Here is an 18,470-nt window from a genome sequence, read left to right as displayed (position 1 = left end):
ACAAAACGCACCTCCGCCCGGACGCAGATGACGGTGGATGCAGGCTTCGTTTCCCTCGCGAAACGCAAGGACACCATTCTTATTGGAACCCGCGACGCCCGGCGCCGCGGGTTTTTTATTGCCGCGCGGTCCCTCGCGCGGCACACCGAATCCGTCCCGGCGCGCCTGGCGCGTCGGCGGTTGGTCGCGGGTCCGACTCCCGCGACGTCGCTTCGAACTGGGCAGTTCTAGCCAAGCAAGTCCACTGACGAGGAGCCATCCCATGGCCATGAAGAAAGCTGCGAAGAAGTCCGCCAAGAAGGCGACGAAGAAGACCGCCCGCAAGGGCGTCCGCAAGGCTGCTGCGAAGAAGGCCGTCCGCAAGGTCGCCAAGAAGCGCGTTGCCAAGAAGGTCGCGAAGAAGGCCGTCCGCAAGGCAGCCGCCAAGCGCGTCGTGAAGAAGGCCGCGAAGAAGGCTGTCCGCAAGGCTGCCAAGAAGCGCGTCGTCAAGAAGGCCGCGAAGAAGGCCGTCCGCAAGGCAGCCGCGAAGAAGGCCGTCCGCAAGGTCGCCAAGAAGCGCGTTGCCAAGAAGGCCGCGAAGAAGGCCACCAAGAAGCGCGCTGCGAAGAAGGCCGCCAAGAAGCCTGCAGCGAAGAAGGCACGCAAGTCCTCGCGCAAGTCGGCCCCGGTGAGCATGCCGGCGCCCGTCATGCCGATGATGTAAGAAACCCCGAAGCCGTAATCGAGCCCCATCCCGCGTGCCCAGGCGGGGTGGGGTTTTTTATTGGGCGGCGTTTACGGCGAGCTGGCCGTGATTACTTCGGCGAGGCGGTCGCGGTCGAAGCGTCGGTGCCCGTGGTGTCGCTCGGGGAGGCCGGCGCGTTGCGTTCGGCGTACAGGCCTTCGTCGAAGGGTTCGACGTCGAGCCACTTCTGCGCCGGCAGGCCGATCGCCTTGTCCAGGATGCTCGGCAACAGGCCGGAGGGCAGCGAGCTTTCGCTGTTCCAGAGGATCGCAATCCCGAGGTCGCGTTCCGGCAGCAGCGCCACCATCCCGCGATAGCCCTGCACCGCACCGGCATGGAAGACGACCTGGTGGCCCGCGTAGTCGTACACGCGCCAGCCGATGGCGTAGCCCGCCGACGACAGGCGCTGGCGGCGCCAGGTGCCGCGCAGTTCGGTGGGCGTGGAGACGAGCGGTGCGTGCAGCGTCGCGAGCAGCGGCGCAGGCAGCACGTCGGGGCGATGGCCACCGTGCGCGAGCAGCCACTGCGCCATGTCCGAGATGCTCGCGTTGACGCCGGCAGCCGGTGCGACGCGGTAGTAAGCCGGCTTGGGCATCATCGACACCCAACCGCCGCGGCCGCGCACGTGCGGCTTCGCCCAGCGCGGGCTCGCTTCGATGCCTTCCAGGCCGATGGACGCGTCGTCCATGCCGAGCGGCTTGAAGATGCGGCGCTCGACTTCCTGTTGGTAGAACGTGCCGGTGGCGGCGAACACGACATCGCCGATCAGGCTGAAGGCGACGTTCTGGTAGCCGTAGCAATCGCCGGGCAGGCACGCGGACGGCGCGAAGGCGAGCCTCTGCGTCAGCGCGCGGTAGTCCATGTTGCCTTCGAGGTCGCGGTCGTAGGTGTTGTGCACCAGGCCGACGCGGTGGCTCAGGACGTCGGCGACGGTCAGGCGCTGCGTCGCGTAGTCGTTCTGCAGGTGGAAGTCGGGCAGGTAGTCGGTGATGCGGCTGTCCCAACGGATCACGCCGTCGTTCACCAGCAAGCCCGTCATCGTGCCGGCGAAGGCCTTGGACAGCGACGCCAGGCGGAACACGGTGTGCGCATCGATCGGTTCGGCTGCGCGCGTGTCGGTGATGCCGTAGCCGCGCATGGAGACGATGCGCCCGTTCTGCACGATCGCCATCGCCATGCCGGGGATGCGCTGGTCGGAGACGAGTTGCTGCGCCATGTCTTCGAACTGGCGCACGTCGAAGCCGGGGGCGACGGGAAGCGGGTTGGGCACCAGGCCCTGGCTGCGCACCGGCGACGCGGTGGCGAGCTGGACGGGCTGTGCGGAAGGCGTGCTGGGCGTCGCAGACGAAGGCGCGGGATTCGGTGAGCCTTCCCAACGCAACGGCGTCTGGGCGGCGGAGCCGAGGGCGATGGGGACGAGCAGGCCGACCAGGGCGGCCCGCCATGTCCTTACCACCCGAAGTGAAGCGCCTTTCATCGGGCGTGCCCCCTGCGTATGCTGCGAAATGCTGGCCGATCATAGCGCCAGATCCGCGCTTTGCATGAACAAGGGGAATGTGATGCTTGCTTTCTTGATCCTGCTCGCAATTGTGGCGGTCGTGGGCTTCTGGTTGATGGGGATGTACAACGGGTTGGTCGTCGCCCGCAACGCATTCAAGAACGCCTTTGCGCAAATCGACGTGCAGCTGCAGCGCCGCTTCGACCTCATTCCCAACCTGGTCGAGACCGTGAAGGGCTACATGGCCCACGAGCGCGGGACGATGGAGGCGGTGATCGCCGCGCGCAGCGCCGCGATGTCGGGCCTGTCCGCCGCGAAGGCCAGTCCCGGCGACCCGTCGGCCATGGCCGAACTCGCCAACTCGCAGGGCGTGTTGAATGGCGCGCTGGGCCGCCTGATGGCGGTCGCCGAGGCCTACCCGGACCTCAAGGCGAACCAGAACATGATGCAGCTCACCGAGGAGCTGACCTCGACGGAAAACAAGGTCGCCTTCGCGCGCCAGGCCTTCAACGATTCGGTGATGGCCTACAACAACAAGCGCGAGACCTTCCCGTCGTCGATCTTCGCGGGCATGTTCCAGTTCCTGCCCGCCGCCCTGCTCGAAATTCCCAACGAGCAACAGGCGCAGGTGCGTGCGGCGCCGAAAGTGCAGTTCTAAACCGATCCCCGCATGAACTTCTTCGAGCGCCAGGCGGCGGCGCGGCGGAATTCGTCGCGCCTGATCCTCCTGTTCGGGCTGGCGGTACTTGGCATCGTCCTCTCGGTCGACTTCGCCGCGTTCCTGGCCTTCGGCGCGACCGGGGGCGGGGACGGCGGTGCGCTGCTCGTGTTCTGCACGGTGCTGACGCTCGGCGTGATCGGGTTGGGCTCGCTGTATCGCATCGCCTCGCTGCGCGGCGGCGGTGAATCGGTGGCGCTGCAGATGGGCGGCACGCCGATCGCCGCGGACACCACCGACTTCAACCTGCGGCGCCTGCGCAACGTGGTGGAGGAGATCGCCATCGCCTCCGGCGTGCCGGTGCCGAAGATCTTCGTGCTCGAACACGAGGCGGGCATCAACGCGTTCGCCGCGGGCTACTCGCCGTCGGATGCGGTGATCGCGGTGACGCGCGGCGCGCTCGACCGCCTCAACCGCGACGAACTGCAGGGCGTGATCGCGCACGAGTTCAGCCACGTCCTCAACGGCGACATGCGGCTCAACATCCGCCTGATGGGCGTGCTGTTCGGCATCCTCATGCTGGGGCTCATCGGCCGGAAGATCCTGCAGCACGGGCGGTTCGGCGGACGCAACAAGGGCGCGGGCGCGGTGCTGGTCGCCGCGCTGATCGCGATGGTCGTCGGCTACATCGGCCTGTTCTTCGGCCGCATGATCAAGGCCAGCGTGAGCCGCCAGCGCGAGAAGCTCGCGGACGCCTCGGCGGTGCAGTTCACGCGCCAGACGACGGGCCTGGCCGGTGCGCTGAAGAAGATCGGTGGACTGGAGGAAGGCTCGCGCCTCAACGAACGCAACGATGCGGAAGAAGTCAGCCACATGCTGTTCGGCGACGGTGTCGGATTCTCCGGCCTGTTCGCAACGCATCCGCCGCTGATCGAACGCATCCAGGAACTGGAGCCCTCGTTTCGCCCGGAGAACCTCAAGGCGCTGCAACAGCGCTGGCTGGCCAATCCGCCGAACGGGCTCGAGGAAGACGTGCAGCTCGGGCTCGTCGCCGGCAGCGGCGCGCAGTTGCCCTCGGAGCAGGCGCAGTTGGCGGTGACGCCGCCGATGGTCGTGGCGCAGGTCGCACGGCCCAATGCGGACGACTACAAGCGCGCGGACGCGATCGTCGACAAGATCCCCGACACCGTGCGCGCGCTGGTGCGTCGCCGCGACCTGGTCATGCCCTTGCTGCTCGGCCTGCTGCTCGATGACGACAAGCGCCTGCAGGCGCTGCAGCGCGAAGAGATCGCGGCACGCCTGGGCCTGGCGATGGCCACGCATGCGGCCGAACTGCGCACGCAGCACCTCGCCGCGCTGCATCCCGCGCTACGCCTTCCGCTCGCCTCGCTCGCCTTCCCGGAGCTGCGCCTGCGGCCGCGCCCGGAGCTCGACGTGTTCCTCGACGCCGTGCACGCCGTCGTGCACACCGACGGCCGCGTATCGCTGTTCGAATACTGCCTGGGCCGCCTGCTGCAGGTGCAGGTGACCGAATCGCTGGACCCCGCGCGGCACATGCGCTTCGGCCGCAACAAGTTGTCCGACGTGCGCAGCGAGATCGCGACGATGCTCTGCGTCGTGGCGCAGTCCGGCCACGAGAGCCCCGAGGCCGCGCAGCGCGCCTATCTCACCGGCATCCAGCGCGTGCTCCCGCAGGACCACCTGCCCTACCTTCCGCGCAAGGAAGGCGTGCTCGCGCTCGATGCGACCTGGGCGCCGCTGGATGCGCTGGATCCGTTGGCGAAGCAGGCGGTGGTCGAAGGCCTGGTCGCGACCATCGGCAATGACGGCACGGTGACCGTGGCCGAATCCGAATTGCTGCGCACGATCTGCGCAGCGCTGCATTGCCCCTTGCCGCCGATGCTCGAGCGCGCCTGAGGCGCGTCAGCGGCTTCTGCTTCAGGCGCGGATGATCAGGTCCGACGCACGCTCCGCGATCATGATCGTCGGCGCATTGGTGTTGCCGCTGACGAGTGCGGGCATGACGGACGCATCGATCACGCGCAGGCCTTCCACGCCGCGCACGCGCAGGGAAGGATCGACCACCGACTGCGCATCGCTGCCCATCCGGCACGTGCCGATCGGGTGGTACACCGTCTCCGCCTTCGCACGCACGAACGCTTCCAGGTCGCGATCGTCGAGGTCGCGGCGCGCGGGGAAGATCGGCTCGCCGCGATACGGGTCGAACGCCTTCTGCGCCAGGATCGTGCGCGAGACCTTCGCGCACTCGACCATCATGCGCATGTCGAACCCGTCCGGATCCGTCAGGTAGTTCGCTTCGATGCGCGGCTTGTCGCCGGCGCGCCCGCTGGCGAGCGCAATGCGGCCGCGGCTGCGCGGGCGCAGGAAGCAGGCATGCACCGTATAGCCGTCGCCGCGCAGGCGGTGGCGCCCGTGGTCGTCGAGCATCGCGGGCAGGAAGTGGAGCTGGATGTCGGGGCGTTCGTCCGGTGCCAGCGAGGAACGCACGAAGCCGCCGCCCTCGGCGATGTTGCTGCTGCCGGCGCCGGAATGGCCGCGCAGGAAATAGTCGTAGGCCACCTTGACGTCGCTGATGCGGTCGTAGGTGATCGGCTGCGTCGAATGCTCGAGCGTGCAGATGTCGAGATGATCCTGCAGGTTCTCGCCGACGCCCGGCGCGTCGTGCACCACCGCGATGCCATGGCGCTGCAGTTCGCGCGCGGGGCCGATGCCGGAGAGCATCAGCAGGTGCGGGGAATTGATCGCGCCGCCGCTGAGCAGCACCTCGCGGGTGGCTTCGAAGTGGTAGGCCTGCCCGCGCACGACGGCGGTGACGCCGTTGGTGCGCCCCTTGTCGAAGGTGATGCGGGTGACCATCGCATCGGTGCGCACGACCAGGTTCTTCCGCGCGCGCACCGGATGCAGGTAGCCGACCGCAGCCGAACACCGCGCGCCGTCGCGCTGCGTGACCTGGTACAGGCCCACGCCTTCGAGCGACGCGCCATTGAAGTCGCGATTGTGCGGAATGCCGGCCTGCCGGCCCGCTTCGACGAACACCTCGGTCAGCGGATTGACGTAGCGCAGGTCGGAGACCGTGAGCGGGCCCTCGGCGCCGTGGTACGCATCCGCGCCGCGCACGTTGCCTTCGCTGCGCTTGAAGTAGGGCAGCACCGACGCCCAGTTCCAACCGGTCGCGCCGTGCGCGGCCCAGTCGTCGTAGTCGCGCGCATGGCCGCGGATGTAGCACATCGCATTGATCGAACTCGAACCGCCGAGCACCTTGCCGCGCGGCCACCACAGCGTGCGGTTGTCGAGCTGCTTCTCGGCGACCGTGTAGTAATCCCAGTTCACGCCCTTGGTGCCCGACAGCTTCGCCAGGCCCGCGGGCATGTGGATGAAGGGATGCCAGTCGCGCCCGCCCGCCTCGAGCAGGAGCACGCGGACGTTCGGGTCTTCCGACAGTCGATTGGCGAGCACGCAGCCGGCCGAACCTGCGCCGATGATGATGTAGTCGAACGCGTGCAAGCGGGGATTCCAGGGGGAGGCGAGCCTCCGATGGTAGCGGGGCGCAGGCGCCATGGGCTAACGTGCGGCGCACCTCGCTGCCGGGACCCCCATGCCGCACGCTGGAGACACCAAGCCCGGATTGGCGCGGTTCCGCGGCGCGCTGGCCGAGTCGCCCCCGTTGTGGTGGGCGATGCTCTATTTCTTCTGCCTGCTGACGGGCTATTACGTCCTGCGCCCGGTGCGCGACGCGATGGGCGCCTCCAGCGACGCACTCGCCGTGTTCCCGCGCGCCTGGGTCGCGTGGGCCGACGCGCGCGGCTGGGACCTGCGGGATTTCACGCTGCAGTTGCTCTTCACCGGGACCTTCCTGGTGATGCTGGTCCTGCAGCCCCTGTACGGCGCGCTGGTCGCGCGCTTCCCGCGGCGCGTGTTCCTGCCCGTGGTGTACGCCGTGTTCATCGCCTGCCTGATGGCCTTCTACCTGGCCTTCGATCGGCAGGTGGCGGGGCGCGGCGTCGCGTTCTTCATCTTCACGGCGGTGTTCAACCTGTTCGCCGTCACCGTGTTCTGGAGCTTCATGGCGGACGTGTTCGACGACGCGCACGCCAAGCGTTACTACGGCTACATCGGCGCGGCGGGCACGGTGGGCGCGCTGCTCGGCCCGGCGATCACGCGCACGCTGGCCGAGCGCGTGGGCGTGGCCAACCTGTTGCTGGTGTCCATCGCGTTCCTCGGCGCCTGCGTGGTGTGCATCTTCCAACTGCGGCCCTGGGCCTTGCGGCGCGAACGTGCGCATGGCGAGGCCAGCGGCGAGCACGCGATCGGCGGTTCGGTATGGGCCGGCCTGCAGCTGGTGTGGCGCGAACCCCTGCTGCGCGCACTGGCGCTGCTGATGTTCTTCGGCGTCGGCGTGGGCACGCTGCTGTACAACGAACAGGCCGCGATCGTGCGCCATCTGTTCGCCGCCGATGCCGCAGGCGCGACGACGTACTTCGCCAACATCGACCTGGCGATCAACCTGCTCGCCATCACGGTGCAGTTGCTCTTCACACGCTGGTTGCTGCGCACCCATGGCGTGGGGCCGGCATTGCTGCTCCCGGGCATCCTGGTGCTGTTCGGCTTCTGCCTGCTGGCCGCCTCGCCATTCCCGATGCTGGTTGCGGTGGTGCAGGTGGTCACGCGCGGCGGCGAGTTCGCGCTGGGCAAGCCCGGCCGCGAGACGATCTACACGCGCGTTGCGCGCGAATGGCGTTACAAGGCCAAGGCCGCGATCGACACCTTCGTGTACCGCACGGGGGATGTCAGCTTCGTGTGGCTGCACAAGGCGCTGAGCCTGTTCGGTTCGCGGATCGTGTTCCTGGCGGGCGCCGGTCTTGCATGCGCGTTCACGCTTTGCGCATGGCGCGTGGTGCGCCTCCAGCGCACACTCCCGGGAGCATCCGGAGGACAACCAGGAGACCCGACTCGATGACCAGCCGCCGCGATTTCCTCACCGTGTCGCTCGCCGCCGCAGGCCTTGCCGCGATGCCCGCGTTCGCACGGAAAAAGAAGCCCGCTGCGGAGGACACCAACGACGACGCGTTCCGCAAGCCCGGCGCACCGCTGCGCATCCTCGTGCTGGGCGGCACCGGTTTCCTCGGTCCGCATTTCGTCGAGGCCGCGCGCGCGAAGGGCCACAAGCTCACGCTGTTCAACCGCGGCAAGACCAATCCCACGCGCTTCAGCGGCGAAGAGTTCAAGGACATCGAACAACTGCAGGGCGACCGCAAGACCGACATGAAGGCGCTCGAAGGGCGCCGCAAGTGGGACGCGGTGCTGGACACCTCGGCCTACCTGCCGGCCGACGTGACGCGTTCGGCGCAACTGCTCGCCAAGCGCGTCGACCAGTACCTGCTCGTGTCCACCATCTCGGTGTACGCCAGGCTCGACGTGCCGAACCAGGACGAGAGCGCGCCCGTTGCGCAGCTCGCCGATCCCAACGTCACCGAAGTGACGGGCGAGACCTACGGGGGGCTGAAAGCCTTGTGCGAATCGGCGGCGCAGCGCGAGATCCCCGGGCACGTGACCGTCGTGCGTCCCGGATTGATCGTCGGCCCCGGCGATACGACCGATCGCTTCACCTACTGGCCCGCGCGCGCCGATCGCGGCGGCGAAATCCTCGGGCCGGGCAGTGCGGCGGACCCGACGCAGTTCATCGACGTGCGCGACCTCGCGGCCTTCATGCTGCACGTGATCGAGCAGCGCAATTTCGGCACGTTCAACGCCGATGCGCCCGGCGGCAAGTTGACGATGGGCGAGTTGCTTGACAGCTGCCAGCGCATCGCGGCCAAGCCCTCGACGGTGACGTGGGTGCCGGCGGCCTTCCTCGACAAGCAACAAGTGAGCGCGTGGCAGGACATGCCGGTGTGGATCCCGGCCGAAGGCGAGAACGCGGGCTTCGGCCGCATGAGCAGCGCGAAGGCGCAGGCCGCGGGCCTGACATATCGCCCGCTCGACACGACGGTGGCGGACACGCTCGCGTACTGGCGCTCGTTGCCGCCGGACCGTCGCGCGAATCCGAAGGCGGGCCTGCCGCCCGAACGCGAAGCCGCGGTGCTGAAGGCGTGGCATGCGTCGCTGGAGCCCAAGCCGGTGAAGAAATCGACGTCGAAGAAGTCGTCGAAGAAATCATCGACGAAGAAGTCTTCCTCCAAGAAGAAGAAACACTGACATGACCCTCGCCGCCACGCTCGTCGTCGTGTTCGTCGCGCTGCTGCACGCGTGGTTCCTGGTGCTCGAGATGTTCCTGTGGACCAAACCCATCGGGCTGCGCACGTTCCGCCAGGGCGCGGAATCGGCGGCGGCCTCGCGCGTGCTGGCGGCCAACCAGGGCCTGTACAACGGCTTCCTCGCCGCGGGCCTGCTCTATGGCCTGATCGTGCAGTCGCGCGAGATCGTGCTGCTGTTCCTCGCGTTCGTGATCCTCGCGGGCCTGTACGGTGGCGCGACGGCGAACCGGAAGATCTTCTTCATCCAGGCGTTCCCGGGCTTGATGGCCGCCGCGCTGGTGGCCTGGTCGCCCTAACGGCGCGGCGACACCCACATCGCGATGCGCGCGCGGAACACGGGCGCGGCTTGCGGATCGCTGACCAGCACGGTGACGGGCAATTCGTAACCCTGCGCCGCTTCGACGGCGGGGATGTCGGGCGTGGCGACGGCGTGCATCGTGCCGTTCGCCTTGCCGAGGTATTCGACCTGCATGCCCTTCGGGATCCACCGCATCGAGGGCGGGATCGACACATCCGTCACCAGCCCGCCCGCGAACTCGGCGAGGTTGCACAGCGCGATCGCATGCACGGTGCCGATGTGGTTGGTCACCTTGCGGCGGTGCGCGATCGAGGCTTCGCAGCGGCCCGGTTCCAGCACCGCGATGCGTGGGGCGATGCTGGCGAAGTAGGGCGCGCGCCAGCATACGGCGCGCGCGAACATCCAATGGCCGCCGGGCCAGCGCGTGACGCGGCGGTAGAGCGAGAGGACCGACACGCCGCGGTCAGGCCGCGGCGCGCGGATGGCCGACGCCGGCCGCCTGTTCGAACGACGCGGCGCGCAGCTCCCACGACTCGAAGTCGTCGACGCTGATCGCATCCAGCGTCATCGCGCGCAGTTCTTCGAGCTGCTTGCGCTCGTCCGCGGTGATCCAGCCTTCGCGCACGCCTTCGTCGAGTTGCGCATCGAACTCGAGCGCTTCGATGTCGCTGTTCTTCAGCGCCTTGAGGAACTTGCGCTCGACCGGTTCGGCGAGGATCACCTTCGGCAGGTAACTGTCGATGCGGCCGGCGGGGTTGTTCGCCGTGGGCGCGGTGAACACGCCTTCGGCCAGGCGCTGGCGCGCATCGCACGGCGTCATCAGCAGCGAGGCGGCGCGATGGCCCAGACGATCGCTCGGTGGCTGCGCGCGGCGGCCCCACGGGAAGATCAGCGCCCACAGCACCCAGCCCACCGGACGGATCGGGAAGTTGCGCAGCGCACCGGACAACGCGGTTTCGATCTTGTTGATCGAATCGTGGAAGGCCCAGGCGAGCAGAGGCTGGTCGCCGACCGGGCGGCCTTCGTCTTCGTAGCGCTTGAGCATGCTGCTGCAGATGTACAGCTGCGAGAGCACGTCGCCCAGGCGGCCCGACAGGGACTCCTTGAACTTCAGCTTGCCGCCGAGCAGCAGCATCGACGTATCGGCCATCACCGCGAGCGCGGCGGAATAGCGATCGAGCTTGCGATAGAAGCGCTTGGTGTATTCGTCGCCCGGCGCCTTGCCGATGCGCGCGCTGGTCAGGCCGAACCACCAGCTGCGCACGGCGTTGGAGATCGCATAGCCGATGTGGCCGAACAGCGCGTCGTCGAACGTGTCGATGCGTTCGTTCGCATCGGCCAGCTGCGCCGCCTTCATTTCCTTCATGACCCACGGGTGGCACAGGATCGCGCCCTGGCCGAAGATCATCAGCGAGCGCGTCATGATGTTCGCGCCTTCCACCGTGATCATGATCGGCGTGGCCTGCCAGCCGCGGCCGGCATAGTTGCGCGGGCCGAGGATGATGCCCTTGCCGCCGTGGACGTCCATGACGTCGCGCGAGACCTCGCGTCCCATCTCCGTGCAGTGGTACTTCGCGATGGTCGACGGCACCGCGGGGTTTTCGCCGCGCGCGACCGCCGCGGCGGTGGCCTGCGACAACGCGCTGATCGCATACGCCTTGCCGGCGATGCGCGCGAGCGCTTCCTCCACGCCTTCGAAACGACCGACCGACAGGCCGAACTGCTTGCGGATGCGCGCATACGCGCCGGTGACGATCGCGCCCATCTTCGCGCCGCCGCTGGCGGTGGAGGGCAGGGTGATCGAACGACCGATCGACAGGCACTCCATCAGCATCTGCCAGCCGCGGCCTGCGTAGTCCTCGCCACCGATCAGCTGCGAGAGCGGGACGAACACATCCTTGCCGTGGATCGGGCCGTTCTGGAACGGCGAGTTGAGCGGGAAGTGGCGACGGCCGATGTCGAGCCCCGGCGTTTCGCGCGGCACGAGCGCGAGCGAAATGCCGATGTCCTTCTTGTCGCCGAGCAGGCCGTCGGGGTCGTACATGCGGAACGCGACGCCGATGAGCGTGGCCACGGGGGCGAGCGTGATGTAGCGCTTGTTGAGCGTGAGGCGGAAGCCGAGCACGTTCGCGCCGTTCCACTCGCCCATGCACACGATGCCGTAGTCGGGGATCGAGGTGGCGTCGGAACCGGCGAACGGGCCGGTCAGCGCGAAGCAGGGCACGTCGCGGCCGTCGGCCAGGCGCGGCAGGTATTCGGCCTTCTGCTCGTCGGTGCCGTAGTGCATCAGCAGCTCGGCCGGGCCGAGCGAATTCGGCACGCCCACGGTGGAGCTCAGCACGCTGGAGATCGAGGCGAGCTTCTGGATCACCTTGTGGTTCATCAGCGCCGAGAAGCCCAGGCCGCCGTATTCCTTCGGGATGTTGAGGCCGAAGAACTTGTGCTTCTTGCAGTACTCCCAGAGCTCCGGCGGCAGGTCGGCGCGGACGTGGGTGATGTCCCAGTCGTTGGTCATGCGGCACAGCTCTTCGCACGGGCCGTCGAGGAAGGCCTGCTCTTCCGCGGTGAGCTGCGGCTTGGGCAGCGAGAGCAGCTTGTCCCAGTCGGGCTTGCCCGAGAACAGCTCGCCCTCGAAGCCGACGGTGCCGGCTTCGAGCGCGGTGCGTTCGGTGTCCGAGAGCGGGGGCAGCAGCTTCGTATAGAAGGCGAGCAAGGGCGTGGTGATGCGCGACTTGCGGAAGGTCGGGACGAGCAGGGGGATCGCGATGGCGGCGACGAGCACCGCGGCGATCCCGGTGGCCACGCCGTTCGCACCGAGCAGGAAGGCCACGACCAGCAGGCTGGCGGTGATCGCCGCCCAGTACGCGAGCCGCAGCCGGTGGTAGGCCGCGAAACCGCCCGCGAGGATCAGCAAGAGAAAGGGAACGACGACGCTCATTTCGGCCTCGGTGGGTTGATGTTGCGGGTGCCGGAGGGCACCATACGTCGAAGTATGGTCAGCGGTTTCGAGCCCTGTCAACGCAGGACCTCACCGCGTGCATACTCTGGAGAATGGAACCGTACGGTAGACTGTCACGATGACGACCGCAGCCGCCCGCACCGAACGCAGTACGCGCCTGAGCGCCGAAGATTGGGCGCAGGCGGCGTTGGACCAGATCGCCGAAACCGGCGTCGCGTCCGTCGCGGTCGAACCCCTGGCCCGCCGCCTCGGCGTGACCAAGGGCAGCTTCTACTGGCACTTCCCGTCGCGCGAAGCATTGCTGGTTGCGGCTCTCGAGCGCTGGGAGAAAGTGGAGCAGGAAACCGTCTTCGGTTCCCTCGAACCGATCCCGGACCCGCGCGAGCGCCTGCGCGCCCTGTTCCAGCTGGTCGCGCACGAAGCCAAATCGCACATCATCTATTCCGAACTGCTCAAGGCGATGGACCATCCCGCCGTGCAGCCGGTGATCGTGCGCGTCTCCGAGCGTCGCCTGGACTATCTCACCGCGTCCTTCCGCCAGGCCGGCCTGAGCCGCACCGATGCGCAGCACCGCGCGCGCCTGCTGTATTCCGCCTACGTGGGCTTCCTCCAGCTCAACCTGCAGCTGCACCAGATGAACATGCAGCACGAGGAGTTCGAGGCCTACGTGGAGCACATGATGCAAACGCTCATTCCGGGCGCCTGAACCGTTTACCCCCTTGATGTCGAGAACACCGCAATGGGTAGTCAGCTGGAAGCGTTGAACCAATGGGTCATGGACGTCGCGAGGCTGACCCAGCCCGACCGCATCCAATGGTGCGATGGCAGCGACACCGAGTTCGCCGAACTCGTGAAGCAGATGGAATCAGACGGCACGCTCCTGCCGTTGAACAGCGAAACGCATCCGCGCAGCTGGCTGCACCGCTCGCACCCGGATGACGTGGCGCGCGTTGAGCACCTGACGTTCGTGTGCACCACGCAGCGCGAGGACGCCGGCCCGAACAACCATTGGATGGCGCCCTCCGATGCGCACGCCAAGATGGACGCACTGTTCGAAGGCTGCATGCGCGGCCGCACCATGTACGTCATCCCGTACTGCATGGGCCCGATCGATTCGCCGCTGTCGCGTTGCGGCGTGGAAATCACCGACTCGCCGTACGTGGTCGCCAACATGCGCATCATGACGCGCATGGGCGCCGCGGCACTGGCGCGCATCGAGCGCGAAGGCGCGTTCGTGCGCGGCCTGCATTCGATCGGCGAACTCGATCCGAACCGCCGTTTCATCATGCACTTCCCGGAAGAGCTGACGATCCAGTCCTACGGTTCGGGCTACGGCGGCAACGCGCTGCTCGGCAAGAAGTGCCACGCGCTGCGCATCGCCTCGCACCAGGCGCGCAGCGAAGGCTGGCTCGCCGAGCACATGCTCATCCTGGGCATCGAGAACCCGCAGGGCGCAACGCATTACATCGCCGCGGCGTTCCCGTCGGCGTGCGGCAAGACCAACCTGGCCATGCTCATTCCGCCCGAGGGCTACCGCAACGCGGGCTGGAAGGTGTGGACGGTCGGCGACGACATCTGTTGGATGCGCCCCGGCCCCGATGGCCGTTTGTACGCGATCAACCCGGAAGCGGGCTTCTTCGGCGTCGCGCCGGGGACGTCCGAGAAGTCGAATCCGAATGCGCTCGCGACGATCCAGCACGACACGATTTTCACCAATGTCGGTGTCACGGCGGACAACCAGCCGTGGTGGGAGGGCCTGGACAACCGCGTGCCTTCCTTTGATTGGCGTGGCAATGCATACGATTTCAATGCCGGTCCGGCGGCGCATCCGAACGCACGCTTCACCGTGAGCGCGCGCCAGTGCCCGAGCTGGTCGCCCAAGGCCGAGGACGCCCAGGGCGTGCCGATTTCGGCGATCGTCTTCGGTGGTCGACGCGCCTCGCTCGTGCCGCTGGTGTTCGAAGCGCGGGACTGGACGCACGGCGTGCTCGTCGGCGCGGCCATGGGTTCGGAAACGACGGCGGCGGCGACCGGCGCGGTCGGCGTGATGCGTCGCGATCCGATGGCCATGAAGCCGTTCTGCGGCTACAACTTCGCCGACTACTTCGCGCACTGGCTGTCGTTCGACAAGCCGGGCGCGAAGCTGCCGAAGGTCTTCCACGTCAACTGGTTCCGCAAGGGCGACGACGGCAAGTTCCTGTGGCCGGGCTTCGGCGAGAACCTGCGCGTGCTCGAGTGGATGATCGGTCGCGTCGAAGGCAAGGCCGAGGCGCAGGACACGCCGATCGGTGCGCTGCCGCGCGCGGAGGACATCCACCTGGAAGGCGTGCGCCTGTCCGACGAAGCCCGCTCGATCCTCTTCGGCTTCGACCGTGCCGGCTGGCAGGCCGAGTTCGACAGCCTGGAAGGTTTCCTGGATGAATTCGGCACCCGCCTGCCGGAAGCGCTGAAGGAAGAGCACGGTCGCATCGCGGCGGAGCTGCGTTCCTGAGTCGAGTGCTGAAAACGCTGTAAACCATTGAAGAAACGGGCCCATTGGGCCCGTTTTCTTTTGTTCGCGCGGCCGGCAACGCACCACCCAGCGACGCGTTGACGCGAGGAATGGAACGTTTCTTTTCGTTAACCCTGCATTGGGCAGTTGTGACGAATTTGTTATTTCGCCTATAGTCGGTTGGTCATGACCGCATTGGGCTGTGACTTTCTTTATTCAACTTCCCGTGGGGGGAATAATGGCTTCCAGGCAGTTCTCCAAAGGCTTCAAGCGCAGCGCGCTGACGCTGGCGCTGGGCCTGTGCTTTGCAGGCGGCGTCTACGCGCAGAGCTCGGTCGGCTCCATCAACGGTGACGCGGCGGCTGGTTCGACCGTCACCATCCAGAACGTCGACACCGGCGTTTCGCGCGAAGTGACGGTCGATTCCAACGGCCGCTTCAACTTCCCGCAGCTCGCGCCCGGCCACTACAAGGTGACCTCGGGTGGCTCCAGCCGTGACGTTCAGGTCAAGGTCGGTACCGGTAGCACCGTCAGCTTCGCCCAGCAGGAATTCAATGCGGTCGAAGTGGTCGGCGCGACGAGCTTCAACCCGATCGACGTCTCGTCGGTCGAATCCACCACGGTGTTCACCGCCGAGCAGATCGACCAGCTGCCGGTGGCGCGCGACGTGACCAACGTGGCGTTGCTCGCGCCGGGTACCGTCCGCGGTGACTCGGGCTTCGGCAACCTCGCTTCGTTCGGCGGCGCGTCCGTCGCGGAGAACGGTTACTACATCAACGGCTTCGACGTCACGAACATCCGCAACTTCGTTTCGTTCGCGGACCTTCCGTTCGACGCGATCGGCGAGCAGCAGGTCAAGACCGGCGGCTACGGCGCCGAGTTCGGCCGTTCGCTCGGCGGCGTGGTCAACATCGTGACCAAGCGCGGTACGAATGATTGGCACGGCGGCGCCAGCGTGTACTGGGCCCCCGACTGGGCGCAGGAAAGCGGCAAGGACGTGTACTCGCGCAACCCGGATCTCGAAGGCCAGCGCATCGTCTACCGTTCCTCGAACGAATCCGACCAGCTGACCTACAACGTCTTCGGCAGCGGCCCGCTGATCAAGGACAAGCTGTTCTTCTTCGGCCTGATCCAGGGCCAGGACCAGACGTTCGACAACTTCACCGACGCCGGCTCGACGCACGACAGCTACACCGATCCGAGCGGCATGCTGAAGCTGGACTGGAACCTTACCGACAACCACATCTTCGAACTGACGGGGATCTGGAACAAGGACACGCGTGAGCGCACGTCCTACAACTTCCCCGACGTCCCGTTCCCGACGAGCCACAGCGGCCCGGCGAGCAACTCGACGCTGGAGAACGGTGGCGAGGTCTACATCGGCAAGTACACCGGCTACATCACCGACACCTTCACCATCGCGGCCCAGTACGGCTACCTCAGCAACGTCAACAACTACCAGAAGTCGCTGCCGGGCGCCGAGTGCCCCGCGATCTACGACAGCCGCGACCCGAACCTGACGCTGAACCCGATCGGCTGCTGGAACCCCGACCAGTTCACCGTCCGTGACAACGCCTTCCACGGCGGCGACATGGACTACCGTCGCGCCTGGCGCATCGACGCGGAATGGCAGGTGTCTTCGCACAAGCTGCGCTTCGGCATCGACCAGGAGAAGTACGAGTCCACGCACGCCGGCACGACGTATTCCGGTGGCGAGTACTTCCGCTACTTCCGTTCGATCGACATCTTCGGCGTCGACATCGGCGACGTCGCGCGTCGTCGTACCACGTTCGGCCAGAGCGGTTCGTTCGACGTGATCAACCAGGCCGCCTACCTGGAAGACAGCTGGCAGCTCAACGACAAGCTGATGATCTACGGCGGCATCCGTGCCGAAACGTTCGAGAACAAGAACGCCGACAACGTCACCTTCATCAAGTCCGACACCCTGTGGGCGCCGCGCATCGGCTTCTCGTGGGACGTCAACGGTGACTCGACGTTCAAGGTGTTCGGCAACGCCGGCCGTTACTACATCCCGGTCGCGTCCAACACGAACATCCGTGGCTCGGGCTACGAGTACAGCGACGAAACCTGGTACATGCTCAACGGTATCAACGCCGACGGCACCCCGCAGCTGGGCGACGTGGTCATCGACACCAACGTCAATGGCTCGTTCACCCCGCCGGATCCGCGCACCGTCGCCGCCACCAACCTCAAGCCGATGTACCAGGACGAGTTCATCCTGGGCATGCAGATGCAGTTGAACGACAAGTGGTCGCTCGGCATCCGTGGCATCAGCCGCGAAGTGAAGGCGGGCATGGACGACGCGTGCACCCACAACGGTTTCGACCAGTGGGCGCGCGATCAGGGCATCGTGCCAGTCGTGTCCGATCCGGATGGCCTGGGCTTCTCGCAGGACGGCCTCGGCATCGACATGCCGACCTGCTACATCATCAACCCGGGCAAGGACGTCTCGATCGCGCTCGACCCGACGAACTCGGGCACCCTGCAGGTTTACAACGTGCCGGCCTCGTACCTCGGCCTGCCGGAGTACCAGCGCAAGTACCACGCGGTGGAATTCTTCTGGGAGCGCGCCAAGTCCGACGGCTGGTACCTGCAGGGTTCGTACACCTTCGCCAAGAGCATCGGCAACGTCGAAGGTTACGTGAACTCGACGCTGGAGCAGGATGACGCGGGCGCCACGCAGGACTTCGACTTCGCTGCGTTCGAAGACGGCTCCTACGGCTACCTGCCGAACGATCGTCGCCACACGCTGAAGCTGTTCGGCGCCTACGACATCACCGACGAGTGGTCGGTGAGCGGCAACGCGCTGATCCAGTCGGGCCGTCCGGTCAACTGCAACGGCTTCGTGCCGGTCGGCGGCCTCGGCATCGGCGAGCCGGATGCGGGTTCGATCGGCAACTACAGCGGCTCGAGCTTCTACTGCATCGACCCGTCGGGCCCGATCGTCGACCCGGATACCGGCACGCGCTACCGCCTGACCAACCGTGGCGAGTACGGCCGCACCCCGTGGATGAAGACCTTCGACGTGGGCGTGTCCTACACGCCGAACTGGCTCGAAGGCCTGACCCTGCAGATGAAGGTCTTCAACGTGCTCAACGCCGGTACGGTGACCGAGTACAACGAAGCTTCGCAGGTCAACGCCGGTGCGCAGGTGCGTGACCCGGACTTCCTCAACGACCTGAACTTCCAGGCCCCGCGTTACGTGCGTTTCACCGCCCGTTACGAGTTCTGATAGCCACGCGTTGAGTTGCAACACCCAGGGCCGCCGGCGAAAGCCGGCGGCCTTTTTCATGGCCGCTGTAAACGCTCCCGGGCCCTAGGGCGGCCACGGCGGGCCTACCGTTCGTCGGCAAACGGCAGAGAAATGCCCCCAACGGGCCGTGGAAGTTTTCCCGTCAAATCAGGCGCTTGGCCCTTTCTCCGCAGCTGAATTCGCGTTGCTTTTTTTCGTTACGCACTGGGAAGGGGCTGGTTAAGGATTCGTTGCGAGTCCATAGTCGGCCGCATTGGCCAGCGTGATGGCCTACGCACTTTCTTCTTCGTCCA

The 18,470-nt window shown here is 66.7% G+C and carries 13 protein-coding genes; 9 read left to right on the top strand and 4 right to left on the bottom strand.

The window, feature by feature from the left end; all coding sequences use genetic code 11:
* The first annotated feature begins 262 nt into the window (after positions 1 to 262).
* A complete protein-coding gene (locus tag LVB87_RS15655) occupies positions 263 to 703 on the top strand; it encodes a hypothetical protein (protein ID WP_343223403.1) in 441 nt (146 codons plus the stop codon).
* A gap of 91 nt (positions 704 to 794) precedes the next feature.
* Here LVB87_RS15655 and LVB87_RS00935 read toward each other — a convergent pair whose 3' ends face one another.
* Complete coding sequence (locus LVB87_RS00935) at positions 795 to 2,201, bottom strand: serine hydrolase domain-containing protein (protein ID WP_232899051.1); 1,407 nt, start codon at positions 2,199 to 2,201, stop codon at positions 795 to 797.
* An 82-nt stretch (positions 2,202 to 2,283) separates the two neighbouring features.
* Between LVB87_RS00935 and LVB87_RS00930 the strand changes: the two genes are divergently transcribed.
* Both LVB87_RS00930 and LVB87_RS00925 read left to right on the top strand, forming a co-directional pair.
* Complete coding sequence (locus tag LVB87_RS00930) at positions 2,284 to 2,880, top strand: LemA family protein (RefSeq protein ID WP_232899050.1); 597 nt, start codon at positions 2,284 to 2,286, stop codon at positions 2,878 to 2,880.
* Between the two features lie 12 nt (positions 2,881 to 2,892).
* The gene (locus tag LVB87_RS00925; protein WP_232899049.1) at positions 2,893 to 4,797 is read left to right on the top strand and encodes a M48 family metallopeptidase; all 1,905 of its coding nucleotides are present in this window, start codon (positions 2,893 to 2,895) and stop codon (positions 4,795 to 4,797) included.
* A gap of 21 nt (positions 4,798 to 4,818) precedes the next feature.
* Here LVB87_RS00925 and LVB87_RS00920 read toward each other — a convergent pair whose 3' ends face one another.
* Positions 4,819 to 6,405, bottom strand: a complete 1,587-nt coding sequence (locus LVB87_RS00920) for a choline dehydrogenase (protein ID WP_232899048.1) — start codon at positions 6,403 to 6,405, stop codon at positions 4,819 to 4,821.
* Between the two features lie 91 nt (positions 6,406 to 6,496).
* Here LVB87_RS00920 and LVB87_RS00915 point away from each other — a divergent pair, with 91 nt between their 5' ends.
* Genes LVB87_RS00915 through LVB87_RS00905 form a run of 3 tightly spaced genes read left to right on the top strand, consistent with a single transcriptional unit; the run spans position 6,497 to position 9,451 of the window.
* Positions 6,497 to 7,858 carry an MFS transporter gene (locus LVB87_RS00915; protein ID WP_232899047.1) on the top strand — a complete coding sequence of 454 codons (1,362 nt, stop codon included), beginning with the start codon at positions 6,497 to 6,499 and terminating at the stop codon, positions 7,856 to 7,858.
* Positions 7,855 to 9,096 (top strand): NAD-dependent epimerase/dehydratase family protein, encoded by a 1,242-nt coding sequence (locus tag LVB87_RS00910; RefSeq protein WP_232899046.1) that lies wholly within the window; start codon positions 7,855 to 7,857, stop codon positions 9,094 to 9,096. The genes LVB87_RS00915 and LVB87_RS00910 overlap by 4 nt, the downstream gene beginning before the upstream one ends.
* A gap of 1 nt (position 9,097) precedes the next feature.
* Positions 9,098 to 9,451, top strand: a complete 354-nt coding sequence (locus tag LVB87_RS00905; protein ID WP_232899045.1) for a DUF1304 domain-containing protein — start codon at positions 9,098 to 9,100, stop codon at positions 9,449 to 9,451.
* Here LVB87_RS00905 and LVB87_RS00900 read toward each other — a convergent pair.
* Complete coding sequence (locus LVB87_RS00900) at positions 9,448 to 9,855, bottom strand: hotdog fold domain-containing protein (protein WP_232900395.1); 408 nt, start codon at positions 9,853 to 9,855, stop codon at positions 9,448 to 9,450. The two genes, LVB87_RS00905 and LVB87_RS00900, sit on opposite strands and share 4 nt — an antisense overlap.
* Before the next feature lie 61 nt (positions 9,856 to 9,916).
* Positions 9,917 to 12,391 carry an acyl-CoA dehydrogenase gene (locus tag LVB87_RS00895; protein WP_232899044.1) on the bottom strand — a complete coding sequence of 825 codons (2,475 nt, stop codon included), beginning with the start codon at positions 12,389 to 12,391 and terminating at the stop codon, positions 9,917 to 9,919.
* Positions 12,392 to 12,530: 139 nt separating this feature from the next.
* Here LVB87_RS00895 and LVB87_RS00890 point away from each other — a divergent pair, with 139 nt between their 5' ends.
* The 3 genes from LVB87_RS00890 (at position 12,531) to LVB87_RS00880 (ending at position 18,156) form a co-directional block, all read left to right on the top strand.
* Positions 12,531 to 13,118: a TetR/AcrR family transcriptional regulator gene (locus tag LVB87_RS00890; protein ID WP_232899043.1), complete on the top strand. Its 588-nt coding sequence runs from the start codon at positions 12,531 to 12,533 to the stop codon at positions 13,116 to 13,118.
* Positions 13,119 to 13,151: 33 nt separating this feature from the next.
* The gene (locus tag LVB87_RS00885; RefSeq protein WP_232899042.1) at positions 13,152 to 14,903 is read left to right on the top strand and encodes a phosphoenolpyruvate carboxykinase (GTP); all 1,752 of its coding nucleotides are present in this window, start codon (positions 13,152 to 13,154) and stop codon (positions 14,901 to 14,903) included.
* A gap of 238 nt (positions 14,904 to 15,141) precedes the next feature.
* Complete coding sequence (locus tag LVB87_RS00880; RefSeq protein WP_232899041.1) at positions 15,142 to 18,156, top strand: TonB-dependent receptor; 3,015 nt, start codon at positions 15,142 to 15,144, stop codon at positions 18,154 to 18,156.
* The last annotated feature ends 314 nt before the right edge of the window (positions 18,157 to 18,470 follow it).

It is taken from the genome of Lysobacter sp. KIS68-7 (assembly GCF_021284745.1).
Classification (GTDB): domain Bacteria; phylum Pseudomonadota; class Gammaproteobacteria; order Xanthomonadales; family Xanthomonadaceae; genus Noviluteimonas.
The sequence above is the reverse complement of the archived record's forward strand: the minus strand, read 5'-3'. Positions and strand labels throughout refer to the sequence as shown.

Excerpts from the sequence above, each read along its gene's own strand:
- LVB87_RS15655 (WP_343223403.1), top strand. The coding sequence starts at position 263 with ATGGCCATGAAGAAAGCTGCGAAGAAGTCCGCCAAGAAGGCGACGAAG.
- LVB87_RS00935 (WP_232899051.1), bottom strand. The coding sequence starts at position 2,201 with ATGAAAGGCGCTTCACTTCGGGTGGTAAGGACATGGCGGGCCGCCCTG.
- LVB87_RS00930 (WP_232899050.1), top strand. The coding sequence starts at position 2,284 with ATGCTTGCTTTCTTGATCCTGCTCGCAATTGTGGCGGTCGTGGGCTTC.
- LVB87_RS00925 (WP_232899049.1), top strand. The coding sequence starts at position 2,893 with ATGAACTTCTTCGAGCGCCAGGCGGCGGCGCGGCGGAATTCGTCGCGC.
- LVB87_RS00915 (WP_232899047.1), top strand. The coding sequence starts at position 6,497 with ATGCCGCACGCTGGAGACACCAAGCCCGGATTGGCGCGGTTCCGCGGC.
- LVB87_RS00910 (WP_232899046.1), top strand. The coding sequence starts at position 7,855 with ATGACCAGCCGCCGCGATTTCCTCACCGTGTCGCTCGCCGCCGCAGGC.
- LVB87_RS00905 (WP_232899045.1), top strand. The coding sequence starts at position 9,098 with ATGACCCTCGCCGCCACGCTCGTCGTCGTGTTCGTCGCGCTGCTGCAC.
- LVB87_RS00900 (WP_232900395.1), bottom strand. The coding sequence starts at position 9,855 with ATGTTCGCGCGCGCCGTATGCTGGCGCGCGCCCTACTTCGCCAGCATC.
- LVB87_RS00895 (WP_232899044.1), bottom strand. The coding sequence starts at position 12,391 with ATGAGCGTCGTCGTTCCCTTTCTCTTGCTGATCCTCGCGGGCGGTTTC.
- LVB87_RS00890 (WP_232899043.1), top strand. The coding sequence starts at position 12,531 with ATGACGACCGCAGCCGCCCGCACCGAACGCAGTACGCGCCTGAGCGCC.
- LVB87_RS00885 (WP_232899042.1), top strand. The coding sequence starts at position 13,152 with ATGGGTAGTCAGCTGGAAGCGTTGAACCAATGGGTCATGGACGTCGCG.
- LVB87_RS00880 (WP_232899041.1), top strand. The coding sequence starts at position 15,142 with ATGGCTTCCAGGCAGTTCTCCAAAGGCTTCAAGCGCAGCGCGCTGACG.